Here is an 18,502-nt window from a genome sequence, read left to right as displayed (position 1 = left end):
CCCCTGACCGCCGCACGGTCTGCATTCTCTCGAGATTCAAGAAACAGGAAGACGTCATGAACAAGATCAAATGCGCCCTGATCGGTCCGGGCAACATCGGTACCGACCTGCTGTACAAACTCAAGCGCAGCCCGGTGCTCGAGCCGGTCTGGATGGTCGGCATCGACGCCAGCTCCGAAGGCCTGGCGCGTGCGCGCGAGCTCGGCCTCAAGACCACCGCCGAGGGCGTCGACGGCCTGCTGCCGCACGTGCTGGCCGACGGCGTGCAGATCGCCTTCGATGCCACCTCGGCCTATGTGCACGCCGAGAACAGCCGCAAGCTCAATGAACTGGGCGTGCTGATGATCGACCTCACCCCGGCGGCGATCGGCCCCTTCTGCGTGCCGCCGGTCAATCTGGTGGAACACGTCGGCAAGGGCGAGATGAACGTCAACATGGTCACCTGCGGCGGCCAGGCCACGATCCCGATGGTGGCCGCCGTCTCCCGCGTGCAGCCGGTGGCCTACGGCGAGATCGTCGCCACCGTGTCGAGCAAATCCGCCGGCCCCGGCACGCGCAAGAACATCGACGAATTCACCCGCACCACCGCGGGCGCGGTCGAGCAAGTGGGCGGCGCCAAGCAGGGCAAGGCCATCATCATCCTCAACCCGGCCGAACCGCCCTTGATCATGCGCGACACGGTGCACTGCCTGACCGAGACCGAACCCGACCAGGCGGCGATCACCGAATCCATCCACGCCATGATCCGCGAGGTGCAGAAGTACGTGCCCGGCTACCGCCTGGTCAATGGCCCGGTGTTCGACGGCAAGCGCGTCTCGGTGTACCTCCAGGTCGAAGGCCTGGGCGACTACCTGCCCAAGTACGCCGGCAACCTCGACATCATGACCGCGGCCGGTGCGCGCACCGCCGAGATGTTCGCCGAGGAGATCCTGGCCGGTCGCCTCAAGCTTGAATCCAACCGCGCCACGATGGTGGCCTGAGCGCCCCGGCCACAAGGAGAGATGAACATGGAACTTCGCGGCAAGAAAGTCACCGTGCATGACATGACCCTGCGCGACGGCATGCACCCCAAGCGCCACCTGATGACGCTCGAGCAGATGAAGACCATCGCCTGCGGCCTGGACGAGGCGGGCATCCCGCTGATCGAGGTCACCCACGGCGACGGCCTGGGCGGCAGCTCGGTGAACTACGGCTTCCCGGCCCACAGCGACGAGGAGTACCTGTCCGCCGTGATCCCGCTGATGAAGCAGGCCAGGGTGTCGGCGCTGCTGCTGCCGGGCATCGGCACGGTCGATCACCTCAAGATGGCACACGAACTGGGCGTCTCCACCATCCGCGTGGCCACCCACTGCACCGAGGCCGACGTCTCCGAGCAGCACATCGGCTACGCTCGCAAGCTCGGCATGGACACCGTCGGCTTTCTGATGATGGCGCACATGAACAGCCCCGAAGGCCTGGTCAAGCAAGCCAAGCTGATGGAGAGCTACGGCGCCAACTGCATCTACGTCACCGACTCGGCCGGCCACCTGCTGCCCGACACGGTCAAGTCGCGTCTCAGTGCGGTGCGCAATGCGCTCAAGCCCGAGACCGAACTCGGCTTCCACGGCCACCACAACCTGGCCATGGGCGTGGCCAACAGCCTGGCCGCGCTCGAAGTCGGTGCCAGCCGCATCGACGCCGCGGCCGCTGGCCTGGGGGCCGGTGCGGGCAACACCCCGATGGAAGTGTTCATCGCGGTGTGCGACCTGATGGGGATCGAGACCGGCGTGGATGTGTTCAAGATCCAGGACGTGGCCGAGGACCTGGTGGTGCCGATCATGGACTTCCCGATCCGCATCGACCGCGATGCGCTCACGCTGGGCTACGCCGGCGTGTATGGCTCCTTCCTGCTGTTCGCCAAGCGCGCCGAGAAGAAGTACGGCGTGCCCGCGCGCGCGATCCTGGTCGAGATGGGCCGGCGCGGCATGGTCGGCGGCCAGGAAGACATGATCGAGGATACGGCGCTCAACCTGGCCAAGGCGCGCGGCCTGGCGGCCTGAACCGCAACGACAACCCGGAGGAGAACACGATGCCGCTGGCAGAAATCACCATGATCGAAGGCCGTACCGAGGACCAGAAGCGGGCGGTGATCGCCAAGGTCACTCAGGCGCTGGTCGAGGCGGTCGGCGCGCCGGTCGAGACGGTTCGCGTCGTCATCCGTGAGGTGCCCAAGACAAACTGGGGTATCGGCGGCGTGTCGGCGAAAGACCTGGGGCGCTAAGCCAACGGGAACCGTCAAGCGCATTCACGAGCGGCCCGCAGAGGCCGCCGCGACAAGAACAGCACCTGCTGTAAAACGACAATCATGAGGAGGATCGGAGCATGAAGCTGAACAAGCTATGGGCGGCGCTCGCCCTTGCAGGCCTGGCCATCGGTGGCGCTCAAGCCAAGGAAGGTGGCGACCAGTACCCGAACGGGGCCGAGACCTGGCTGGCTGGCGCGGTCCCGCCGCCGGGCAACTACTTCATCAACTATTTCGGCTACTACAGCGGCGACCTGGTCGACGGCGGCGGCAACAAGGTCCCTGGCGCTGGTGTCGATGCCTGGTTCAACGCCTTCCGCTTCGTGCAGACGACGGAGCACAAGATCCTGGGCGGCAACTGGGGCTGGCATGTGATCGTGCCGGTGGTGCATCAGGATGTGAACATCGGTTTCGGCGGCAAGTCGAAGCTCGGGCTCGGTGACATCACCGTCAATCCCTTTATCCTGTCCTGGCACACAAAGAACTGGCACTGGGCTGCGGCGCTGGATATCAACCTGCCAACCGGTGCCTACAAGTCGGGTGATCCGCGCACGAGCATCGGTGCCAACTACTGGAGCGTAGAGCCTATCTTCGCCTTCACCTACATGGGCGACACAGGCTGGGAGGTGTCGGCCAAGTTCATGTACAACATCAAGACATCCAACAAGGACTTCCGTCCGGCTCCTGGAGCGCCGAAGATGAAGTACTCCTCGGGCGACGAGTTCCACATGGACTATCTCGTCGGCAAGCGTTTTGGCCCTTGGGGTGTCGGTTTGTCGGGTTACTACTTGAAGCAGACCACCAACGACAAGGTGAACGGCCAGACCATTCCTGCCGGCCCGGGTGGTGCGTGGTCGGCTGGTCGCAAGGGTGAGGTCTTCGCCATCGGCCCGAGCGTGACCTACACCAACAAGCAAGGGGTTCATTTCATAGGCCAGTGGCACCATGAGGCCGAGGCCGAGAACCGCTTCAAGGGCGACAAGTTCTGGTTCAAGCTCATCATGCCGCTTTGACGCCTGCGCGCCGGCCCGGCTGGTGCTGATGTCAGGGGAGCCCCGGCCGCCAGACAAGGCGGCCGGGGTTTTTCGATTCCCCGCAGCGCCCTGCGCATGCATGCGTGCCCCTCTCAGCCTGCTTGAAGGGAAGATGGATTTATTTGATTAAAATCTCGAGATTGTTGCTGTAGAGTGCACCTGTCCCCATCGATGCGGCCTGGATAGGCCGTGTCGTGGCGCCCCTACAGGAGATTGACAGTGACGAATGCCCCCGCCAAAGCAGAGACCGTCCGCGTGACCCGCATTGCCCGCCGCCGTGCCCGTCCGGGGCATGAGGCGGAATACGAAGCCATGCTGCGCGAGATGTTCGCAAGCATGCGCGCGCACAAGGGTTTCCTGGGGGGCGACCTGATTCCGCCAGAGACGCCGGGTGGGGAGTATCAGACCGTGGTGCGCTTCGCGTCCGAGGCTGAACTGCAGGCCTGGGACATGAGCGATGCGCGCCTCGAGTTGCTCGAGCGCATGAAGGCGGTGGCCGAGGGCGAGCCCGAGTTCCGCAAGTTGAGCGGTCTGGAGGCCTGGTTCGAGCCCGCAGTGGTGCCAGCCACCATGCACCCGCCGCGCATGAAGATGGCAGTCGTGACCTGGCTCGGCATCTTCCCCACGGTGTCCTTCTTCCTGTGGTTCGTGCTGCCATGGCTGCAGCCGCTGCCTTTTCTGCCGCGTACGGCGATCCTTACCGCACTCATCGTCGCCACCATGACCTGGGTGGTCATGCCGCGCCTGACCAGGCTGTTGCGCGGCTGGCTCAGCCCTGCACCCAAAGGCTGAGCCAGCGCCGCTCTCCTGTCCAGGGGCGCAGCGCGCGGGCCTATTCCGCCGGGCCGATGTCGAAGCTCAGTGCGCCGACGCCTTCGATCCAGCCATCCAGATGGTCGCCCGGCTGCACCGGTCCCACGCCTTCGGGCGTGCCGGTGTAGATCAGGTCGCCAGCCTTCAGGTGGTAGTAGGTCGACAGGTCGGCGATGATTTCGGGGATGGTCCAGATCATGTCCGCGAGGTCACCGTGCTGGCGCTGCTGGCCATTGACCTTCAGGCTGATTTCGCCATGCGTGAGGACGCGGCCGTCGGCCGGTACGATCTCGCTGGCGACTGCTCCGGCTTCTACGTTCTTGGCGACGTCCCAGGGGTTGCCCTTGGCCTTGGCGCTGGCCTGCAGGTCGCGTCGGGTCATGTCCAGGCCACAGGCATAGCCGTAGATCATGCCCGCAGCCTGCTGTGTCGACACCCGGAATCCATCTTCGCCGAGGGCGACGATCAGCTCCATCTCGTGGTGGTAGTCCTGTGTCTCGGGCGGGTAGGGGGCGGTCGTACCCGACTCGGCCAGCATCGCGGCGAATTTGGTGAAGTACACCGGCCGCATGCTCGCCTTATCCACCGAGGTTCCCATCTCGCGTGCATGGGCCTGATAGTTGCGCCCGACGAAGAACAGCCTGTTGACCGGGAAGCGCGCACTGGTGCCGCGTACCGGCAGCGATAAGGGGGCGGGCGGTGCCCACAGGTAGTTGATGTCGGCCATCGTGGTCCTCGCGATCGGTTGAGGGCAGCAGTCTACAACGATCGCACGCATGGCAAGGGTGCGTGGAGCAGGGCAGTTGCAGGAAGCGTCGCGACCTTTTCCATGCTCGACGATCGGTTTCGACCTGCGGGCGATCGTCAAGGCGATTGCGCTGCTTGGACGCGTGCTCGACGGCAGGGGGAGAGGTGCCTCGGTTATAATGCGGAGCTTGCCGGCGCTCCCATGCGTGGGCATCCGTTCCCCCGACCTGTTCCTGACAAACATGACCTCGATCCTCAAGCTGCGTGGCGCTGCGGCGCTGTCCTCTTCCCGCCTGGAACGTCTCGGCCGCGCCGTCGGCGAGGTCCTGCCCAAGCTCAATGCGCTGGTCGCCGAGCACTGGTACTTCATCGAGCTCAACGCGGCGTTGAGTGCAGAAGAGCATGCCCGCCTCGTCGACCTGCTCGACGCCCACCCGGCCACCGTGGCCCCGCCCGCCGGCACGCTGCGCCTGGTGGTGCCGCGCCTGGGCACGATTTCGCCGTGGTCGTCCAAGGCGACCGACATCGCTCACCAGTGCGGTTTCGACAAGGTCGTGCGCATCGAGCGCGGTATCGCCTACACCATCGAGGCGCGCGGGGTCGAGGGTAATGCGGGCCTGCTGGCGCTGCTGCACGATCGCATGACCGAGTCGATCCTCAACAGCGTCGATGAGGCCGAGGCCCTTTTCCATCACTACCAGCCGCAGCCGCTCACCACCGTCGACATCCTCGCCGGCGGCCGCGCCGCGCTCGAGCGGGCCAACGGCGAGCTTGGCCTGGCGCTGTCCGAGGACGAGATCGACTACCTGGTCGAGAACTTCAGCCGCATGGGGCGCAACCCGACCGACGTCGAACTGATGATGTTCGCCCAGGCCAACTCCGAGCACTGCCGGCACAAGATCTTCAACGCTGACTGGGTGATCGACGCGCGGCCGATGGAGAAAACCCTGTTCGGCATGATCAAGGACACCCACAAGGCCCATCCCGAGGGCACGGTGGTGGCCTACTCGGACAACGCCTCGGTGATCGAGGGCGCGCGCATCGCCCGCCTGTACCCGGATGCCGACGGCGCCTTCCGCTACCACGACGAGGACACCCACATCCTCGCCAAGGTCGAGACCCACAACCACCCGACCGCGATCTCGCCCTTCCCGGGCGCGGCCACCGGCGCCGGCGGCGAGATCCGCGACGAGGGCGCAACCGGTCGCGGCTCGCGTCCCAAGGCGGGCCTGGCTGGCTTCACGGTGTCGAACCTCAACATCCCCGATTTCGGCCAGCCCTGGGAGAAACCCTATGGCAAGCCCGAGCGCATCGCCTCCGCGCTCGACATCATGATCGAGGGCCCGATCGGCGCCGCCGCCTTCAACAACGAATTCGGCCGGCCCAACCTCGCCGGCTATTTCCGCACCTTCGAACAGGAAGTGCAGGGCGAGGTGCGTGGCTACCACAAGCCGATCATGATCGCCGGCGGCCTGGGCAGCATCCAGGGCCAGCAGGCCGAGAAGCCGACCTTCCCGCCGGGCACGCTGCTGATCCAGCTCGGTGGCCCGGGCATGCTGATCGGGCTCGGTGGTGGCGCGGCCTCGTCGATGGCGACCGGCACCAACACCGCCGACCTCGACTTCGCTTCGGTGCAGCGCGGCAACCCCGAGATCCAGCGCCGCTGCCAGGAAGTCATCGACGCCTGCTGGCAGCAGGGCGACAAGAACCCGATCATCGCCATCCACGACGTCGGCGCCGGCGGCCTGTCCAACGCCATGCCCGAACTGGCCGACCACGCCAGCCTGGGCGCGCACTTCGAGTTGCGCGAGGTGCACATCGAGGAACCGGGCATGAGCCCGCGCGAGATCTGGTCGAACGAATCGCAGGAGCGCTACGTGCTGGCGATCGCGCCCGAGAGCCTGCCGCTGTTCCAGGCCTTCTGCGAGCGCGAGCGCTGCCCCTTCGCGGTGCTCGGCACCGCCACGGCAGATGGCCACCTCACGGTGTCCGACCGCCACTTCGGCAACAAGCCGGTGGACATGGACATGAAGGTGCTGCTCGGCAAGCCGCCCAAGATGACGCGCAACGTGTCTCGCCGCGCCGTGCATCTGCCGCCCTTCGACACCACCGACTTCGATCTCAAGGAAGCCGGGATGCGTGTGCTGCGCATGCCGGCGGTGGCCAGCAAGAGCTTCCTGATCACCATCGGCGACCGCTCGGTCGGCGGCCTGACCGCGCGCGACCAGTTCGTCGGCCCGTGGCAGGTGCCGGTGGCCGACGTCGCGGTCACCGCGATGAGCTTCCAGGGCTACCGCGGCGAAGCCTTCGCCATGGGCGAGCGCACGCCGCTGGCCTGCGTCGATGCAGCAGCCTCGGGTCGCATGGCGATCGGCGAGGCGATCACCAACATCGCCGCCGCCGACATCGCCAAGCTCGGCGACGTCAAGCTCTCGGCCAACTGGATGGCCGCTGCCGGCCATCGCGGTGAGGACGCCAGGCTCTTCGACACCGTCCAGGCGGTGTCCGAGTTCTGCATCAGCGCCGGGGTGTCGATCCCGGTCGGCAAGGACTCGCTGTCGATGCGCACTGCCTGGCGCGAGGGCGAGGAGGACAAGCAGGTCGTCGCCCCGCTGTCGCTGATCGCCACTGCTTTCGCGCCGGTGCATGACATCCGCAACACGCTCACACCGCAGCTGCAGCTGCCGGAAGGCGTCGAGACAGAGCTACTGCTGATCGACCTCGGCAACGGCAAGAACCGCCTCGGCGGCTCGGTGTTCGCCCAGGCCTACGATTCGGTCGGCGAGCATGCGCCCGATGTCGACCCCGTCCAGCTCAAGGCCTTCTTCGAAACCATCCAGCAATTGCGCCGCGATGGTCTCTTGCTGGCCTACCACGACCGCTCCGACGGCGGCCTCTTCGCGACCGTGTGCGAGATGGCCTTCGCCGCCAGGTGCGGCCTGTCGCTGATTCTCGACACCGTGTGCTACGACCCCTACATGATGGATGTCGATGGCCTCGAGAAGAAGCCCGACACCCTCAAGGGCCGTTTCGCCGACCGCCTTTTCGCGGGCCTGTTCGCCGAGGAGCTTGGCGCCGTCGTGCAGATCCGCCGCGAGGAGCGCGCCCGTGTTACCGAGCAGTTGCGCGCTGCGGGCCTCGCCTACCACTTCATCGGCGAGCCCAACACCCAGGACCAGATCCGCCTGCGTCGCAACGCCAAGCTGGTGTTCGAGGGCAGTCGCGTCGAATTGCTGCAGGCCTGGTCGGAGACCAGCTACCGCATCGCCAAGCTGCGTGACGATCCGGAGTGCGTGCAGCAGGAATTCGACGCCCTGGCCGATGCGACCGACCCCGGCCTGTCGGTGGCGCTGTCCTTCGACGTCCGTGAGGACGTGGCCGCACCCTTCATCGCCAGCGGTGTGCGTCCCAAGGTGGTGGTGCTGCGCGAGCAGGGGGTGAACTCCCAGTTCGAGATGGCAGCCGCCTTCGAGCGTGCCGGCTTCACGCCGGTGGATGTGCATATGTCCGACCTCCAGGCGGGCCGCATCGACCTCGCCGACTTCCATGGCCTGGCCGCCTGCGGCGGCTTCTCCTACGGTGACGTGCTCGGCGCCGGCCAGGGCTGGGCCAAGTCCATCCTGTTCAACGCCCGCTTGCGCGACGAGTTCGAGGCCTTTTTCCGCCGCAGCGACACCTTCGCGCTCGGCGTGTGCAACGGCTGCCAGATGATGGCTCACCTCGCACCGATCATCCCGGGCGCCGAGGCCTGGCCGACCTTCCATCGCAACCGCAGCGAACAGTTCGAGGCTCGCTTCGTGATGGTCGAGGTTACCGACAGCCCGTCCATCCTGCTGCAGGGCATGGCAGGCAGCCGCATGCCGATCGTTGTCAGCCACGGCGAGGGCAGGGCGGTGTTCCGCAGCGAGGCCGACCAGGACAAGGCGCTGCTGGCATTGCGTTTCGTCGACAACCACGGCAACCCTGCGCAAGCCTACCCGGCCAACCCCAACGGTTCGCCGGCGGGCGTCACCGGCTTCACGACTGCAGACGGGCGTTTCACGGTAATGATGCCGCACCCTGAGCGCACCGCCCGCACGCTGCAGATGTCGTGGGCGCCACAGTGGCTGGTGAAGGATAGTCCCGATGCTTCTCCCTGGCTGCGCATGTTCGGCAATGCGCGGCGCTGGCTGGGCTGATACTGCAGTCGATTGCCGCAGGCCTGCCGCGTCGGCTGCCCTGTTCATGCAGGGGTGACGGGATGTCCGTCAAACTGGCTTTGACCGCTGCCTGAATAGGGGCAGCGGTAAGTCCACGTTATGGGAGCCATCGTTTGAAGCGCACGCTGTCGACTCGTGATGTGAAGATCGGCATGTTCATTGCCGAGATCGATCGTCCGTGGATCGAAACGCCGTTCCGCTTGCAGGGCTTTCTGCTAGAGAACGTCGACCAGATGCGTGCGCTGCAGGAGTACTGCCGCGAGGTGGTGGTCGATCACACCCTGCCGGTAGGCGAGCATCACAGCAGCAAGGTGATCGATGTGAGCGCGCGTCTGCTGGGGCTGGACGGTTTGCCGCGCAGCCATCCCAGCGATGTCGAGTCCCGCCTCCAGGCAAGCCAGTTCCTCAATGTTGCCCGCAGCTTCAATGGCCGGATCCATACGACGCGCGTAGCCCATGTCCCGCGTATTCGCAGCGAGGATGGGCGCAGCCGCCTCGAGTCGGAGCTGCTCTATTCGGCCCCGATCGTCGATGACGTCTATCGCGCCCTGCGTGAAGCTCGAATGGAGATCGACAGCGCGGGCGCTGTCGATGTCGAACGCCTCGACGGCCTCGTCGGCGAGATGGCCTCCGGTGTGGAGCGCAACCCCGATGCGCTGCTGTGGCTCACCCGCCTCAAGCGCACCGACCACTACGCCTACGACCATGCACTCAATGTCTCTGTCCATGCAATGGTGTTCGCGCGCTTCGTTGGCCTGAGCAGCCGCCAGGTACGGCAGGTGGGGCTGGCGGGTTTGCTCCAGGACATCGGCAAGGTCCAGATCGATTATGCGATCCTGAGCAAGGCGGGCCCGCTCGACGACCGGGAGTTCGAACTCGTAAAGGCGCATGTCAGCAACACGGTCGACCTGCTGCGGGCGAACGAGGATTTCGATTCCGAGGTGCTGGGAATCATCGCCGCTCACCATGAGCGCTTCGACGGCACGGGCTATCCGCGCGGCCTGGCGGGCATGCGAATCCCCTTGTCCGCCGAGATCGCCGGCATCGTCGACACCTACTGTGCGATGACCCGAGACCGGGTCTATCGCGATGCGGTATCCAGCCAGAGGGCGATGGAGACGCTCAATCAGCTGCGTGGCACTCAGTTCCGCGACGCCTTGGTCGACCAGTTGCTCCAGTGCATTGGCCTGTACCCGATCGGCACACTGGTCGAACTCAACACCGGAGAGGTGGGCGTGGTGGTCCAGCAGAACCAGGTACGCCGGCTGCAGCCCCGGGTGTTGGTGCTGCTCGCACCAGACAAGACGATCGATCGTTTTCCGCGCACGCTGGATCTCATCATGCAGCCGTTGGCGCACTCCGGCGAGCCGTATCGGATCGTGCAGGCGTTGCCGCCCAACGCGCACGGTATCGACCCTGCCGACTTCTTTCTGGTCTGAGCATGAACGTCCGTATCCCGCCCGGTCTACTGGCGGCCTTGTCCGAACTTTCCGCGCGGCTGGTCGAGCAGAAGTCCACGGATTGTGGTGTCGGGGTCATAGCCTTTGCCGTGATCCCCGATCCGCTGATCCTGCGCCTGCCGTTGGAGCATGTGCGCAAGTTCGAGCGCGCACTCGAGCGCCGCCTGCTGAACAGCCTGCGGGCGCAGGATCTGCTGTTTGCCCTTGACGGCAACGAGTGGTTGATCTTGCTGCCCGCGCTGTCGAGTCCCGCCGTGCTGACCTTGGCCATGCTCAAGCTCGATCAAGCCTTTGGCCGCGAGCCGGTGCAGGTGGAGGGGCTGGACCTGCAGGTCAAGGTCGTCAGCGGTGCGGCGATGTCGCCGATCCACGGCCAGGATGCCTTTCACCTCCTGCAGTCGGCACGAATCGCCTGCCTGATGGCGCAGCGCAATGGGTCGGGCAGCCAGGTTTACGATCCGTCGATGGATCGGGTTTCGCCGCATGCGGCACGGCTCGAACGCGACTTGCGCGAGGCCTTCTTCGGTGGCAGTGCGCCCGAGCTCCATCTGCAGCCCAAGATCCACGTCGCCAGTGGCGAATGCCGCAGTGCCGAGGGCTTGCTGCGCTGGTCCGACAGCGGCGGCGAAGCCGTGCCTCCGCCCGTAGTCCTTGGGCTGATCGATCGACTCGGGCTGCGCCACACCTTCAACCGCTGGTTGTTCCAGCACGCAGCGCGCACTTTGCACGGGCTGCGCATGGCCGGGCTCGATATCGAGTTGTCGATCAACCTCTCGGCCACCGATCTCTACGACGCGGAGGTCCCCGACCTGATCGAGCAGGCGCTCAAGACATGGAATGTGGCTGCAGCCGCGCTCTGCCTGGAGATCACCGAAACCAGCATGCTCGAGGAGGCGGAGGGCGTTGGTGTGACCGATGTGCTCAAGCGCCTGCGCGAGCTCGGGGTGAGTCTCTCCATCGACGACTTCGGGACGGGCTTCTCCGGCATGAGCCGCCTCAAGCAACTGGCAGTGCAGGAGGTCAAGATCGACCGCAGCTTCGTCACCGATCTAGTGAGCTCCGCGCGTGACCGCGAGATTGCGGACTCCATCATCGATCTCTCCCATCGCCTTGGCCTGAAGGTGACGGCCGAGGGTGTAGAGCGTGCGGACACGGCGCGCGTGCTGGCCGAGATGAGGTGCGACTTCATCCAGGGCTTCCTGTACTCCAGGGCCTTGCCGCTTGACGAGTTCATCGCCTGGGTGCGTGCCCGAGCCGGTATCTCGGTCTGAAGACGAGGCGCGATGAGCTGCGGCCTGCGGCGTATTGCCGCAGCTTGCAGCCTGCCGTGTGCGGGAACTGACTGGAATCAATTGTGGGGCAGCGCCTGCCGGTATACTCCGTTCCGTTCCAGAGCACAGACCGAATCCATCGACTCGTCATGCGGCGCCTAAATCAACCCCTCTTCGCCTGGCTCGCGATCTTCGCGATGATGATGGCGGCGCTCGCGCCCACCATCAGCCGGGCGATGGGGCCGGATGCAGATGGACGGTACCTGATCGAGGTCTGCTCGGCTGAAGGATCGGGTTGGGTCGCGGTCGGCGCAGATCAGTTCGGCATGTATTCAGTACAGGGCCCGGCTGGTGGGGACGATGGCGATCCCCTGCAGGCCTTCAAGCAGTGTCCTTACTGTGGCGCCCATGCCGGCGTGGCCTTGTTGCCGGCCATCGCCATCGCCAAGCCAGGGCCGGACGCGACGGGCAGGTCTCATCCATGGCTTTTCTTCCACGCACCGCGTCCGCTCATTGCATGGTCGCCGTCGCGTCCGCGTGCGCCTCCGCTACAGGCCTGAGCACTCGCCTCCCGAGTATGCGTGGGCACCGCCGTGTCACGCGTCTGGGAGGGTAGATCCCGGTTAATCCGGCGCGAGCCGATCGTTCCGCCTCAACCGTATGCCGTATGCGCCCCATTCTGGAGAATTCAGTCATGAAGAAGATTGCCCTTGCCACTCTGCTCGCCCTGAGCTCCCTCCACGCCCTCGCCGAGGTTACCGTTGCCGAGCCCTGGGTGCGTGCCACCGTGCCGCAGCAAAAGGCCACCGGCGCCTTCATGCAGCTCAAGTCCGACACCGGCGCGCGCCTCGTTGCTGCAGATTCGCCAGTGGCCGGTGTCGTCGAAATCCATGAAATGCTGATGGACAAGGATGTCATGAAGATGAACCGGATCGACGCGCTCGAGCTGCCGGCCGGTCAGGTCGTGGAACTCAAGCCCGGCGGCTACCACGTCATGCTGATGGACCTGAAGGCGCAGGTGAAGGAAGGCGAGCAGGTGCCGCTGACCATCGTCGTCGAGAACAAGGACGGCAGCCGCCAGTCCATCGAGCTGAACGCCCCTGCGCGTGCGCTCAATGCGCCGATGAAGATGCAGCACGGCAAGCACTGAGCCCGCCTCGGCGCCTCCGTGACAATGGGCTGATTTTCCCGCCCGGCGTTCTGTCGCGCCCCTAGCACCTCACCTCTGTACATGAAGCCATCATCCAGGCGCCCAAGGGCGCCCGGAGGGGCGGACTCATGCCTGCGCCAGGCGCGTCCGGCACGGCTGCCCCAGATATCGAGAGCATTGAAATGAACAAAAATCTCCGCCGCCTGCCGCTTGCAGTCGCCATCTCCCTTGCACTCCCGGCGCTCGCGAGCGCCCAGGATGCCATGCTTGGCAGCGTTGTCGTCACTGCACCCGTGACCGAGGCCCCGCTTACCGTCACTACTGATCCGAAAGCGCCGCGCCAGCCGCTGCCTGCGCACGACGGCGCCGACTACCTCAAGGCCATCCCGGGCTTCTCCGTCATCCGCAAGGGCGGGGCGGATGGCGACCCCGTCCTGCGCGGCATGTCGGGGTCGCGTCTCGGAATCGTGCAGGATGGATATGAGGTGCATGGTGGGTGTGGCGGCCGTATGGATCCGCCGACAGCCTATGTGTACCCGGAGTCCTTCGATCGCGTGACGGTCCTGAAAGGGCCGCAGACCGTGCTCTACGGATCAGGCAACTCGGCCGGCATCGTGCTTTTCGAGCGCGACAATCCGCGCCTGGCTGAGGCCGGCTGGCGCGCCAACGGCAGTCTCACGGTGGGCAGCTGGGGGCGCAACGACCAAGTCTTCGATGCCAAGGCAGGCAACCCCGACTTCTTCGCGCGCATCGGTGCGACGCGCTCGGACAGCAACAACTACAAGGACGGCAGTGGCCGAGAGGTGCATTCGTCCTACACGCGCTGGAGTACCGATGCCGCGCTTGGATGGACGCCCGACGACGATACGCTCCTTGAACTGGCCTTCGGGCGCAGCGATGGTGAGGCCGCCTACGCAGACCGTGGCATGGACGGCTCGAAGTTCGCACGCGAGCATGTGAACCTCAAGCTGGACAAGCGCAAGCTCTCGCCGCTGGTGAGCCGTGTCGAAGCGCAGCTGTTCTACAGCTACATCGACCACGTCATGGACAACTACAGCCTGCGCCGGCCCATGGCGACGCGCAATGTCAGCAACCCCGACCGTGAGACCTGGGGCGCGCGGGCAGCGCTCACATTGACACCGTCCGACAATGTCGAACTGGTGCTGGGCGCCGATCTCAAGGATGACACCCATACCGGTCGCATGGTGTCGGTCGCTGCGCCGGCCTTCCCTGATCGCAATGCGGTAGCGCGCACGAAGGACTACAGCTTCGAGCGCCACGGCGTGTTCGGAGAACTGCGCTACAGCTTTGATGACGATAGCCGGCTCATTGGCGGCGTGCGTGCCGACCGCCACGAAGTGCGCAAGCACAGCGTTTCGCGAGACCAGGCAGATACCCTCGGCTCGGGCTTCGTCCGCTACGAGGCAGCATTCGATGAAGGGCGTGGCACATGGTATGCCGGCCTCGGGCATGCGAGCCGCTTCCCCGACTTCTGGGAGTACATGCGTGCGTCTGGCGCCGGGGGTACCCGGACATTCGATACCCTGCAGCCCGAAAAGACCACCCAGCTCGATATCGGTGCGCTGTGGGCTGCGGGCGATCTGGCAGGGTCGGTTTCCGGCTTCTACGGCAAGATCGATGACCACATCCTGATCAAATGGATGCCGGCGCCAGTGGCCGTGCGCAACGTCGATGCCACGGTGTATGGGCTGGAGGGTGACCTCACCTGGCGCTTCGCCTCCAACTGGAAGGCAGTCGGTACGCTTGCGTGGGTGCGGGGTACGAACGATACCGACAACAAGGCGCTTGCGCAGCAACCGCCCCTGGAGGGCCGCGTGAGCGTGGACTACGATGACGGTCGCTTCTCGTACGGGGCGATGGTGCGCCTGGTGGCCAAGCAGGATCGCGTCCACATCGGCTACGGTGGCATCGTTGCCAATGGTGCGGATACCGGCACTACGCCGGGCTTCGCGACCCTGTCGCTCAATGCGGGCTGGCGTCACAGCAAGCATGTGCTGATGACCGCGGGTATCGACAACGTGTTCGATCGCACCTATCGCGAACATCTGTCCAAGAGCGGTGCGGCAATTCCGGGCTACATCGCGCCGAGCGGCGCGCCGATCAACGAGCCTGGCCGTACCTTCTGGCTCAAGGCGCAGGTGGCGCTGGACTGAGTCCGGTCGATCGCGGCAAAGTCAAAGCCCCCGGCTCCCCTCGAACAAGGGGAGCGGGGGGCTTTTCAGACGCACTCCTGGATTACTTCTTGCGCATCGGCGGCAGGTCGGTACAACTGCCATGGGCCACTTCGGCCGCCATGCCCACCGTCTCGCCCAGGGTCGGGTGCGGGTGGATGGTCTTGCCGATGTCGACCGCATCCGCACCCATCTCGATGGCCAGGCAGACCTCGCCGATCATGTCGCCGGCCGACGGCCCGACGATGGTGCCGCCGATCACGCGGTGGGTCTCGGCGTCGAAGATCAGCTTGGTGAAGCCGTAGTCGGCGCCGTTGGCGATGGCCCGGCCGGACGCCGCCCAGGGGAACTTGGCGGTGTCGACCTTCTTGCCTTCGGCCTTGGCCTGCGCCTCGGTGTAGCCGACCCAGGCCACTTCCGGATGGGTGTAGGCCACGCCCGGGATCACGGTGGCGTCGAAGGCCGCCTTGTGGCCGGCGGCCACTTCGGCCGCGACGTGCGCCTCATGCACCGCCTTGTGGGCGAGCATGGGCTGGCCGACGATGTCGCCGATGGCGAAGATGTGCGGCACGTTGGTGCGCATCTGCGCATCCACCGGGATGAAGCCGCGCTCGCCGACGATCACGCCCGCCTTGTCGGCGCCGATCTTCTTGCCGTTGGGCGCACGGCCCGCCGACTGCAGGACCATGTCGTAGCGCACCGGCTCCGCAGGGGCGCCTTCGCCTTCGAACTTGACCCACAGACCGTCGTCCTTCGCCTCGACGGCGACGGTCTTGGTCTTGAGCATGATCTTGTCGAAGCGGTGGGCGTTCTGCTTCTCCCACACCTTCACCGCGTCGCGGTCCGGACCCTGCATCAGGCCGTCCATCATCTCGACCACGTCGATGCGCGCACCGAGCGTCGAGTACACCGTGGCCATCTCCAGGCCGATGATGCCGCCACCGATGACCAGCATCTTGCCCGGCACCTGGCGCAGTTCCAGCGCGCCGGTGGAGTCGACAATGCGCGGGTCCTTCGGGATGAAGGGCAGGTGCACCGCGGCCGAACCGGCTGCGATGATGCACTGCTTGAACTTCACCACCTTCTTGGCGCCGGTCTTGTCCTGGCTGGTGCCGGTGGTTTCCTCGACTTCGAGGTGATGTGGGTCGAGGAAATGGCCGTAGCCGCGGATCACATCCACCTTGCGTGCCTTGGCCATGCCGGCCAGGCCGCCGGTGAGCTTGCCGATGACGCCGTCCTTGTGCTTGCGCAGCGCGTCGACATCGACCGACGGCTTGGCGAAGCTGATGCCGGCGCTGTGAACATGCTCGGCCTCCTCGATCACCGCGGCGACGTGCAGCAGGGCCTTGGAAGGGATGCAGCCGACGTTCAGGCACACGCCGCCGAGGCTGGCGTAGCGCTCGATGATCGCGGTCTTGAGGCCGAGGTCGGCAGCGCGGAAGGCCGCCGAGTAGCCGCCCGGGCCGGCGCCGAGCACGACCATGTCGTACTCGGCATCGGCCGCGCCGCCGTGCGAGGCAGCGCTCGGTGCCGCAGCGACGGCAGCAGCCCCCCCTGTGGGAGCGGCGCCAGCCGCGAGCTTCTGCTCGACGGTAGCGCTTGCGGGGCCTCCCGAAGGGCTCGCGGCTGGCGCCGCGCCTACGGCGGAGGCGGCCTCGACCTTCAGCAGCACCGCGCCCTCGGCAACCTTGTCGCCAACATTGACCAGCACTTCCTTGACCACGCCGGCAGCCGAGGACGGTACGTCCATCGTTGCCTTGTCGGATTCGAGTGTGCAGATGGCGTCATCGACCTTGATGCTGTCACCGACTTTGACGAACAGCTCGATCACCGGCACGGAATCGAAATCGCCGATGTCCGGAACCTTCACTTCAACTAGGCTCATGGCGATCTCCTTACAGCATCACGCGGCGGAAATCCGCCAGCAGTTGCGCGAGGTACACGTTGAAGCGGGTGGCCAGCGCGCCATCGATGACACGGTGGTCTGCGGTCAGCGACATCGGCAAGGTCAGGCGCGGCACGAAGGCCTTGCCGTCCCAAACCGGCTTCATCACCGACTTGTTGACGCCCAGGATGGCGACTTCGGGCGCATTGACGATCGGCGCGAAGTAGGTGCCACCGATGCCGCCCAGCGAGCTGATCGTGAAGCAGGCGCCCGACATGTCGGCGGGCTTGAGCTTGCCGTCACGCGCAGCCTTGGCCAGCGCGCCGGTTTCGGCGGCGATCTCGAACACGCTCTTCTTGTCGGCGTCCTTCACCACCGGCACGACCAGGCCGTTGGGGGTGTCTGCCGCGAAGGCGATGTTGAAGTACTTCTTGTAGACCAGGTTGTCGCCATCGAGGCTGGTGTTGAACTCGGGGAACTCCTGCAGCGCGCGCACCGAGGCCTTGATGATGAAGGCGAGCATGGTGAGCTTCTTGCCCGACTTCTCGTACTCCTTGTTCATCTGCACCCGGAAGGCTTCCAGGTCGGTGATGTCGGCATCCTCGTGATAGGTCACCGCCGGGATCATCACCCAGTTGCGGGCGAGGTTCTGGCCGGAGATCTTCTTGATGCGCGACAGCGGCTTGACCTCGATCTCGCCGAACTTGGCGAAATCGACCTTCGGCCACGGCAGCAGGTCGAGTCCACCCAACTGAGCACCGCCCAGAGAGGTGCCAGCCGCGACGGCCGGGGTCTTGCCCGGCACCACGCCGGTCGTCATCGCGCCCTTGATGAAGGCGGCGACGTCTTCCTTGAGGATGCGGCCCTTCGGCCCAGTGGCCTTGACCTGGCCGAGATCGACGCCGAGCTCGCGGGCAAATGCGCGCACCGAGGGGCTGGCATGCACCTTTCCGCCGACCTTGACCGCGGACGGTGCCGCTGCGGGCATCGAGGCGGGAGCGCTGACGGCGGGGGCGCCGTCGACCAGCGGCGCGGGCGAAGGCGCGGCGACCTGAGCTGCCGCGGCGGCTGGGGCGACGGGAATGGCGGCGACCGCTGCACCAGCGGCCTCGACCTTCAGCAGCACGCTGCCTTCGCCGACCTTGTCGCCGACCTTGACCAGCACTTCCTTGACCACGCCGGCGGCGGAAGACGGCACATCCATGGTGGCCTTGTCCGATTCCAGCGTCGCGATGGCGTCATCCACCTTGATCGTGTCGCCGACCTTCACGAACAGTTCGATGACGGGCACGGCGTCGAAATCGCCGATGTCCGGCACCTTCACCTCGACCAAGCCGCCCGCGGCGGGCGCGGCAGCTGCCGGCGCGGCACCGGCCCCTGCGGGAGCCGGGCTAGCCGCGAGCTTTTGCTCCGCGGCGGCGCTTGCGGGGGCTCCCGAAAGGCTCGCGGCGGGGGGGGGGCCCCCCCGCG

The 18,502-nt window shown here is 65.9% G+C and carries 14 protein-coding genes; 11 read left to right on the top strand and 3 right to left on the bottom strand.

What is annotated here, in order from left to right:
- Window positions 1-56 precede the first annotated feature (56 nt).
- From C662_RS17380 to C662_RS17360, 5 genes are all read left to right on the top strand, one after another.
- Window positions 57-980, top strand: a complete 924-nt coding sequence (locus C662_RS17380) for an acetaldehyde dehydrogenase (acetylating) (RefSeq protein WP_002932114.1) — start codon at window positions 57-59, stop codon at window positions 978-980.
- A 27-nt stretch (window positions 981-1,007) separates the two neighbouring features.
- Entirely contained in the window at window positions 1,008-2,039 is a 1,032-nt protein-coding gene (dmpG, locus tag C662_RS17375; RefSeq protein ID WP_002932110.1) for a 4-hydroxy-2-oxovalerate aldolase, read from the top strand.
- A 29-nt stretch (window positions 2,040-2,068) separates the two neighbouring features.
- Window positions 2,069-2,260, top strand: coding sequence for a 2-hydroxymuconate tautomerase (locus C662_RS17370; RefSeq protein ID WP_002932107.1), 192 nt, complete (start codon window positions 2,069-2,071; stop codon window positions 2,258-2,260).
- A 101-nt stretch (window positions 2,261-2,361) separates the two neighbouring features.
- Entirely contained in the window at window positions 2,362-3,294 is a 933-nt protein-coding gene (locus C662_RS17365) for a SphA family protein (RefSeq protein WP_002932104.1), read from the top strand.
- Between the two features lie 240 nt (window positions 3,295-3,534).
- The gene (locus tag C662_RS17360; RefSeq protein WP_002932101.1) at window positions 3,535-4,107 is read left to right on the top strand and encodes an antibiotic biosynthesis monooxygenase; all 573 of its coding nucleotides are present in this window, start codon (window positions 3,535-3,537) and stop codon (window positions 4,105-4,107) included.
- 40 nt (window positions 4,108-4,147) lie between these two features.
- Here C662_RS17360 and C662_RS17355 read toward each other — a convergent pair whose 3' ends face one another.
- Window positions 4,148-4,855, bottom strand: a complete 708-nt coding sequence (locus C662_RS17355) for a fumarylacetoacetate hydrolase family protein (protein ID WP_002932098.1) — start codon at window positions 4,853-4,855, stop codon at window positions 4,148-4,150.
- Window positions 4,856-5,117: 262 nt separating this feature from the next.
- Between C662_RS17355 and purL the strand changes: the two genes are divergently transcribed.
- From purL to C662_RS17325, 6 genes are all read left to right on the top strand, one after another.
- Entirely contained in the window at window positions 5,118-9,053 is a 3,936-nt protein-coding gene (purL, locus tag C662_RS17350) for a phosphoribosylformylglycinamidine synthase (protein ID WP_002932095.1), read from the top strand.
- Between the two features lie 134 nt (window positions 9,054-9,187).
- Window positions 9,188-10,513 carry an HD-GYP domain-containing protein gene (locus tag C662_RS17345; protein WP_002932088.1) on the top strand — a complete coding sequence of 442 codons (1,326 nt, stop codon included), beginning with the start codon at window positions 9,188-9,190 and terminating at the stop codon, window positions 10,511-10,513.
- A 2-nt stretch (window positions 10,514-10,515) separates the two neighbouring features.
- Window positions 10,516-11,805: a GGDEF domain-containing phosphodiesterase gene (locus tag C662_RS17340; RefSeq protein ID WP_002932086.1), complete on the top strand. Its 1,290-nt coding sequence runs from the start codon at window positions 10,516-10,518 to the stop codon at window positions 11,803-11,805.
- Between the two features lie 149 nt (window positions 11,806-11,954).
- Window positions 11,955-12,365 carry a DUF2946 domain-containing protein gene (locus tag C662_RS17335; protein WP_002932085.1) on the top strand — a complete coding sequence of 137 codons (411 nt, stop codon included), beginning with the start codon at window positions 11,955-11,957 and terminating at the stop codon, window positions 12,363-12,365.
- Between the two features lie 134 nt (window positions 12,366-12,499).
- Complete coding sequence (locus C662_RS17330) at window positions 12,500-12,955, top strand: copper chaperone PCu(A)C (protein WP_002932083.1); 456 nt, start codon at window positions 12,500-12,502, stop codon at window positions 12,953-12,955.
- Window positions 12,956-13,137: 182 nt separating this feature from the next.
- Window positions 13,138-15,129, top strand: coding sequence for a TonB-dependent copper receptor (locus tag C662_RS17325; RefSeq protein ID WP_002932081.1), 1,992 nt, complete (start codon window positions 13,138-13,140; stop codon window positions 15,127-15,129).
- 82 nt (window positions 15,130-15,211) lie between these two features.
- Here C662_RS17325 and lpdA read toward each other — a convergent pair whose 3' ends face one another.
- The gene (gene lpdA / locus C662_RS17320) at window positions 15,212-17,032 is read right to left on the bottom strand and encodes a dihydrolipoyl dehydrogenase (protein WP_002932078.1); all 1,821 of its coding nucleotides are present in this window, start codon (window positions 17,030-17,032) and stop codon (window positions 15,212-15,214) included.
- Window positions 17,033-17,042: 10 nt separating this feature from the next.
- Window positions 17,043-18,502: dihydrolipoyllysine-residue acetyltransferase (aceF, locus tag C662_RS17315; protein ID WP_037984966.1), on the bottom strand; the 1,460-nt coding region annotated here is incomplete at its 5' end.

It is taken from the genome of Thauera sp. 28, from assembly GCF_000310145.2.
GTDB classification, from domain to species: Bacteria; Pseudomonadota; Gammaproteobacteria; order Burkholderiales; family Rhodocyclaceae; genus Thauera; species Thauera mechernichensis.
The sequence above is the reverse complement of the archived record's forward strand: the minus strand, read 5'-3'. Positions and strand labels throughout refer to the sequence as shown.

Bases quoted from the DNA above. Each gene is read 5' to 3' on its own strand.
- C662_RS17380 (WP_002932114.1), top strand. From the start codon at position 57: ATGAACAAGATCAAATGCGCCCTGATCGGTCCGGGCAACATCGGTACC.
- dmpG (WP_002932110.1), top strand. From the start codon at position 1,008: ATGGAACTTCGCGGCAAGAAAGTCACCGTGCATGACATGACCCTGCGC.
- C662_RS17370 (WP_002932107.1), top strand. From the start codon at position 2,069: ATGCCGCTGGCAGAAATCACCATGATCGAAGGCCGTACCGAGGACCAG.
- C662_RS17365 (WP_002932104.1), top strand. From the start codon at position 2,362: ATGAAGCTGAACAAGCTATGGGCGGCGCTCGCCCTTGCAGGCCTGGCC.
- C662_RS17355 (WP_002932098.1), bottom strand. From the start codon at position 4,855: ATGGCCGACATCAACTACCTGTGGGCACCGCCCGCCCCCTTATCGCTG.
- purL (WP_002932095.1), top strand. From the start codon at position 5,118: ATGACCTCGATCCTCAAGCTGCGTGGCGCTGCGGCGCTGTCCTCTTCC.
- C662_RS17340 (WP_002932086.1), top strand. From the start codon at position 10,516: ATGAACGTCCGTATCCCGCCCGGTCTACTGGCGGCCTTGTCCGAACTT.
- C662_RS17335 (WP_002932085.1), top strand. From the start codon at position 11,955: ATGCGGCGCCTAAATCAACCCCTCTTCGCCTGGCTCGCGATCTTCGCG.
- C662_RS17330 (WP_002932083.1), top strand. From the start codon at position 12,500: ATGAAGAAGATTGCCCTTGCCACTCTGCTCGCCCTGAGCTCCCTCCAC.
- C662_RS17325 (WP_002932081.1), top strand. From the start codon at position 13,138: ATGAACAAAAATCTCCGCCGCCTGCCGCTTGCAGTCGCCATCTCCCTT.
- lpdA (WP_002932078.1), bottom strand. From the start codon at position 17,032: ATGAGCCTAGTTGAAGTGAAGGTTCCGGACATCGGCGATTTCGATTCC.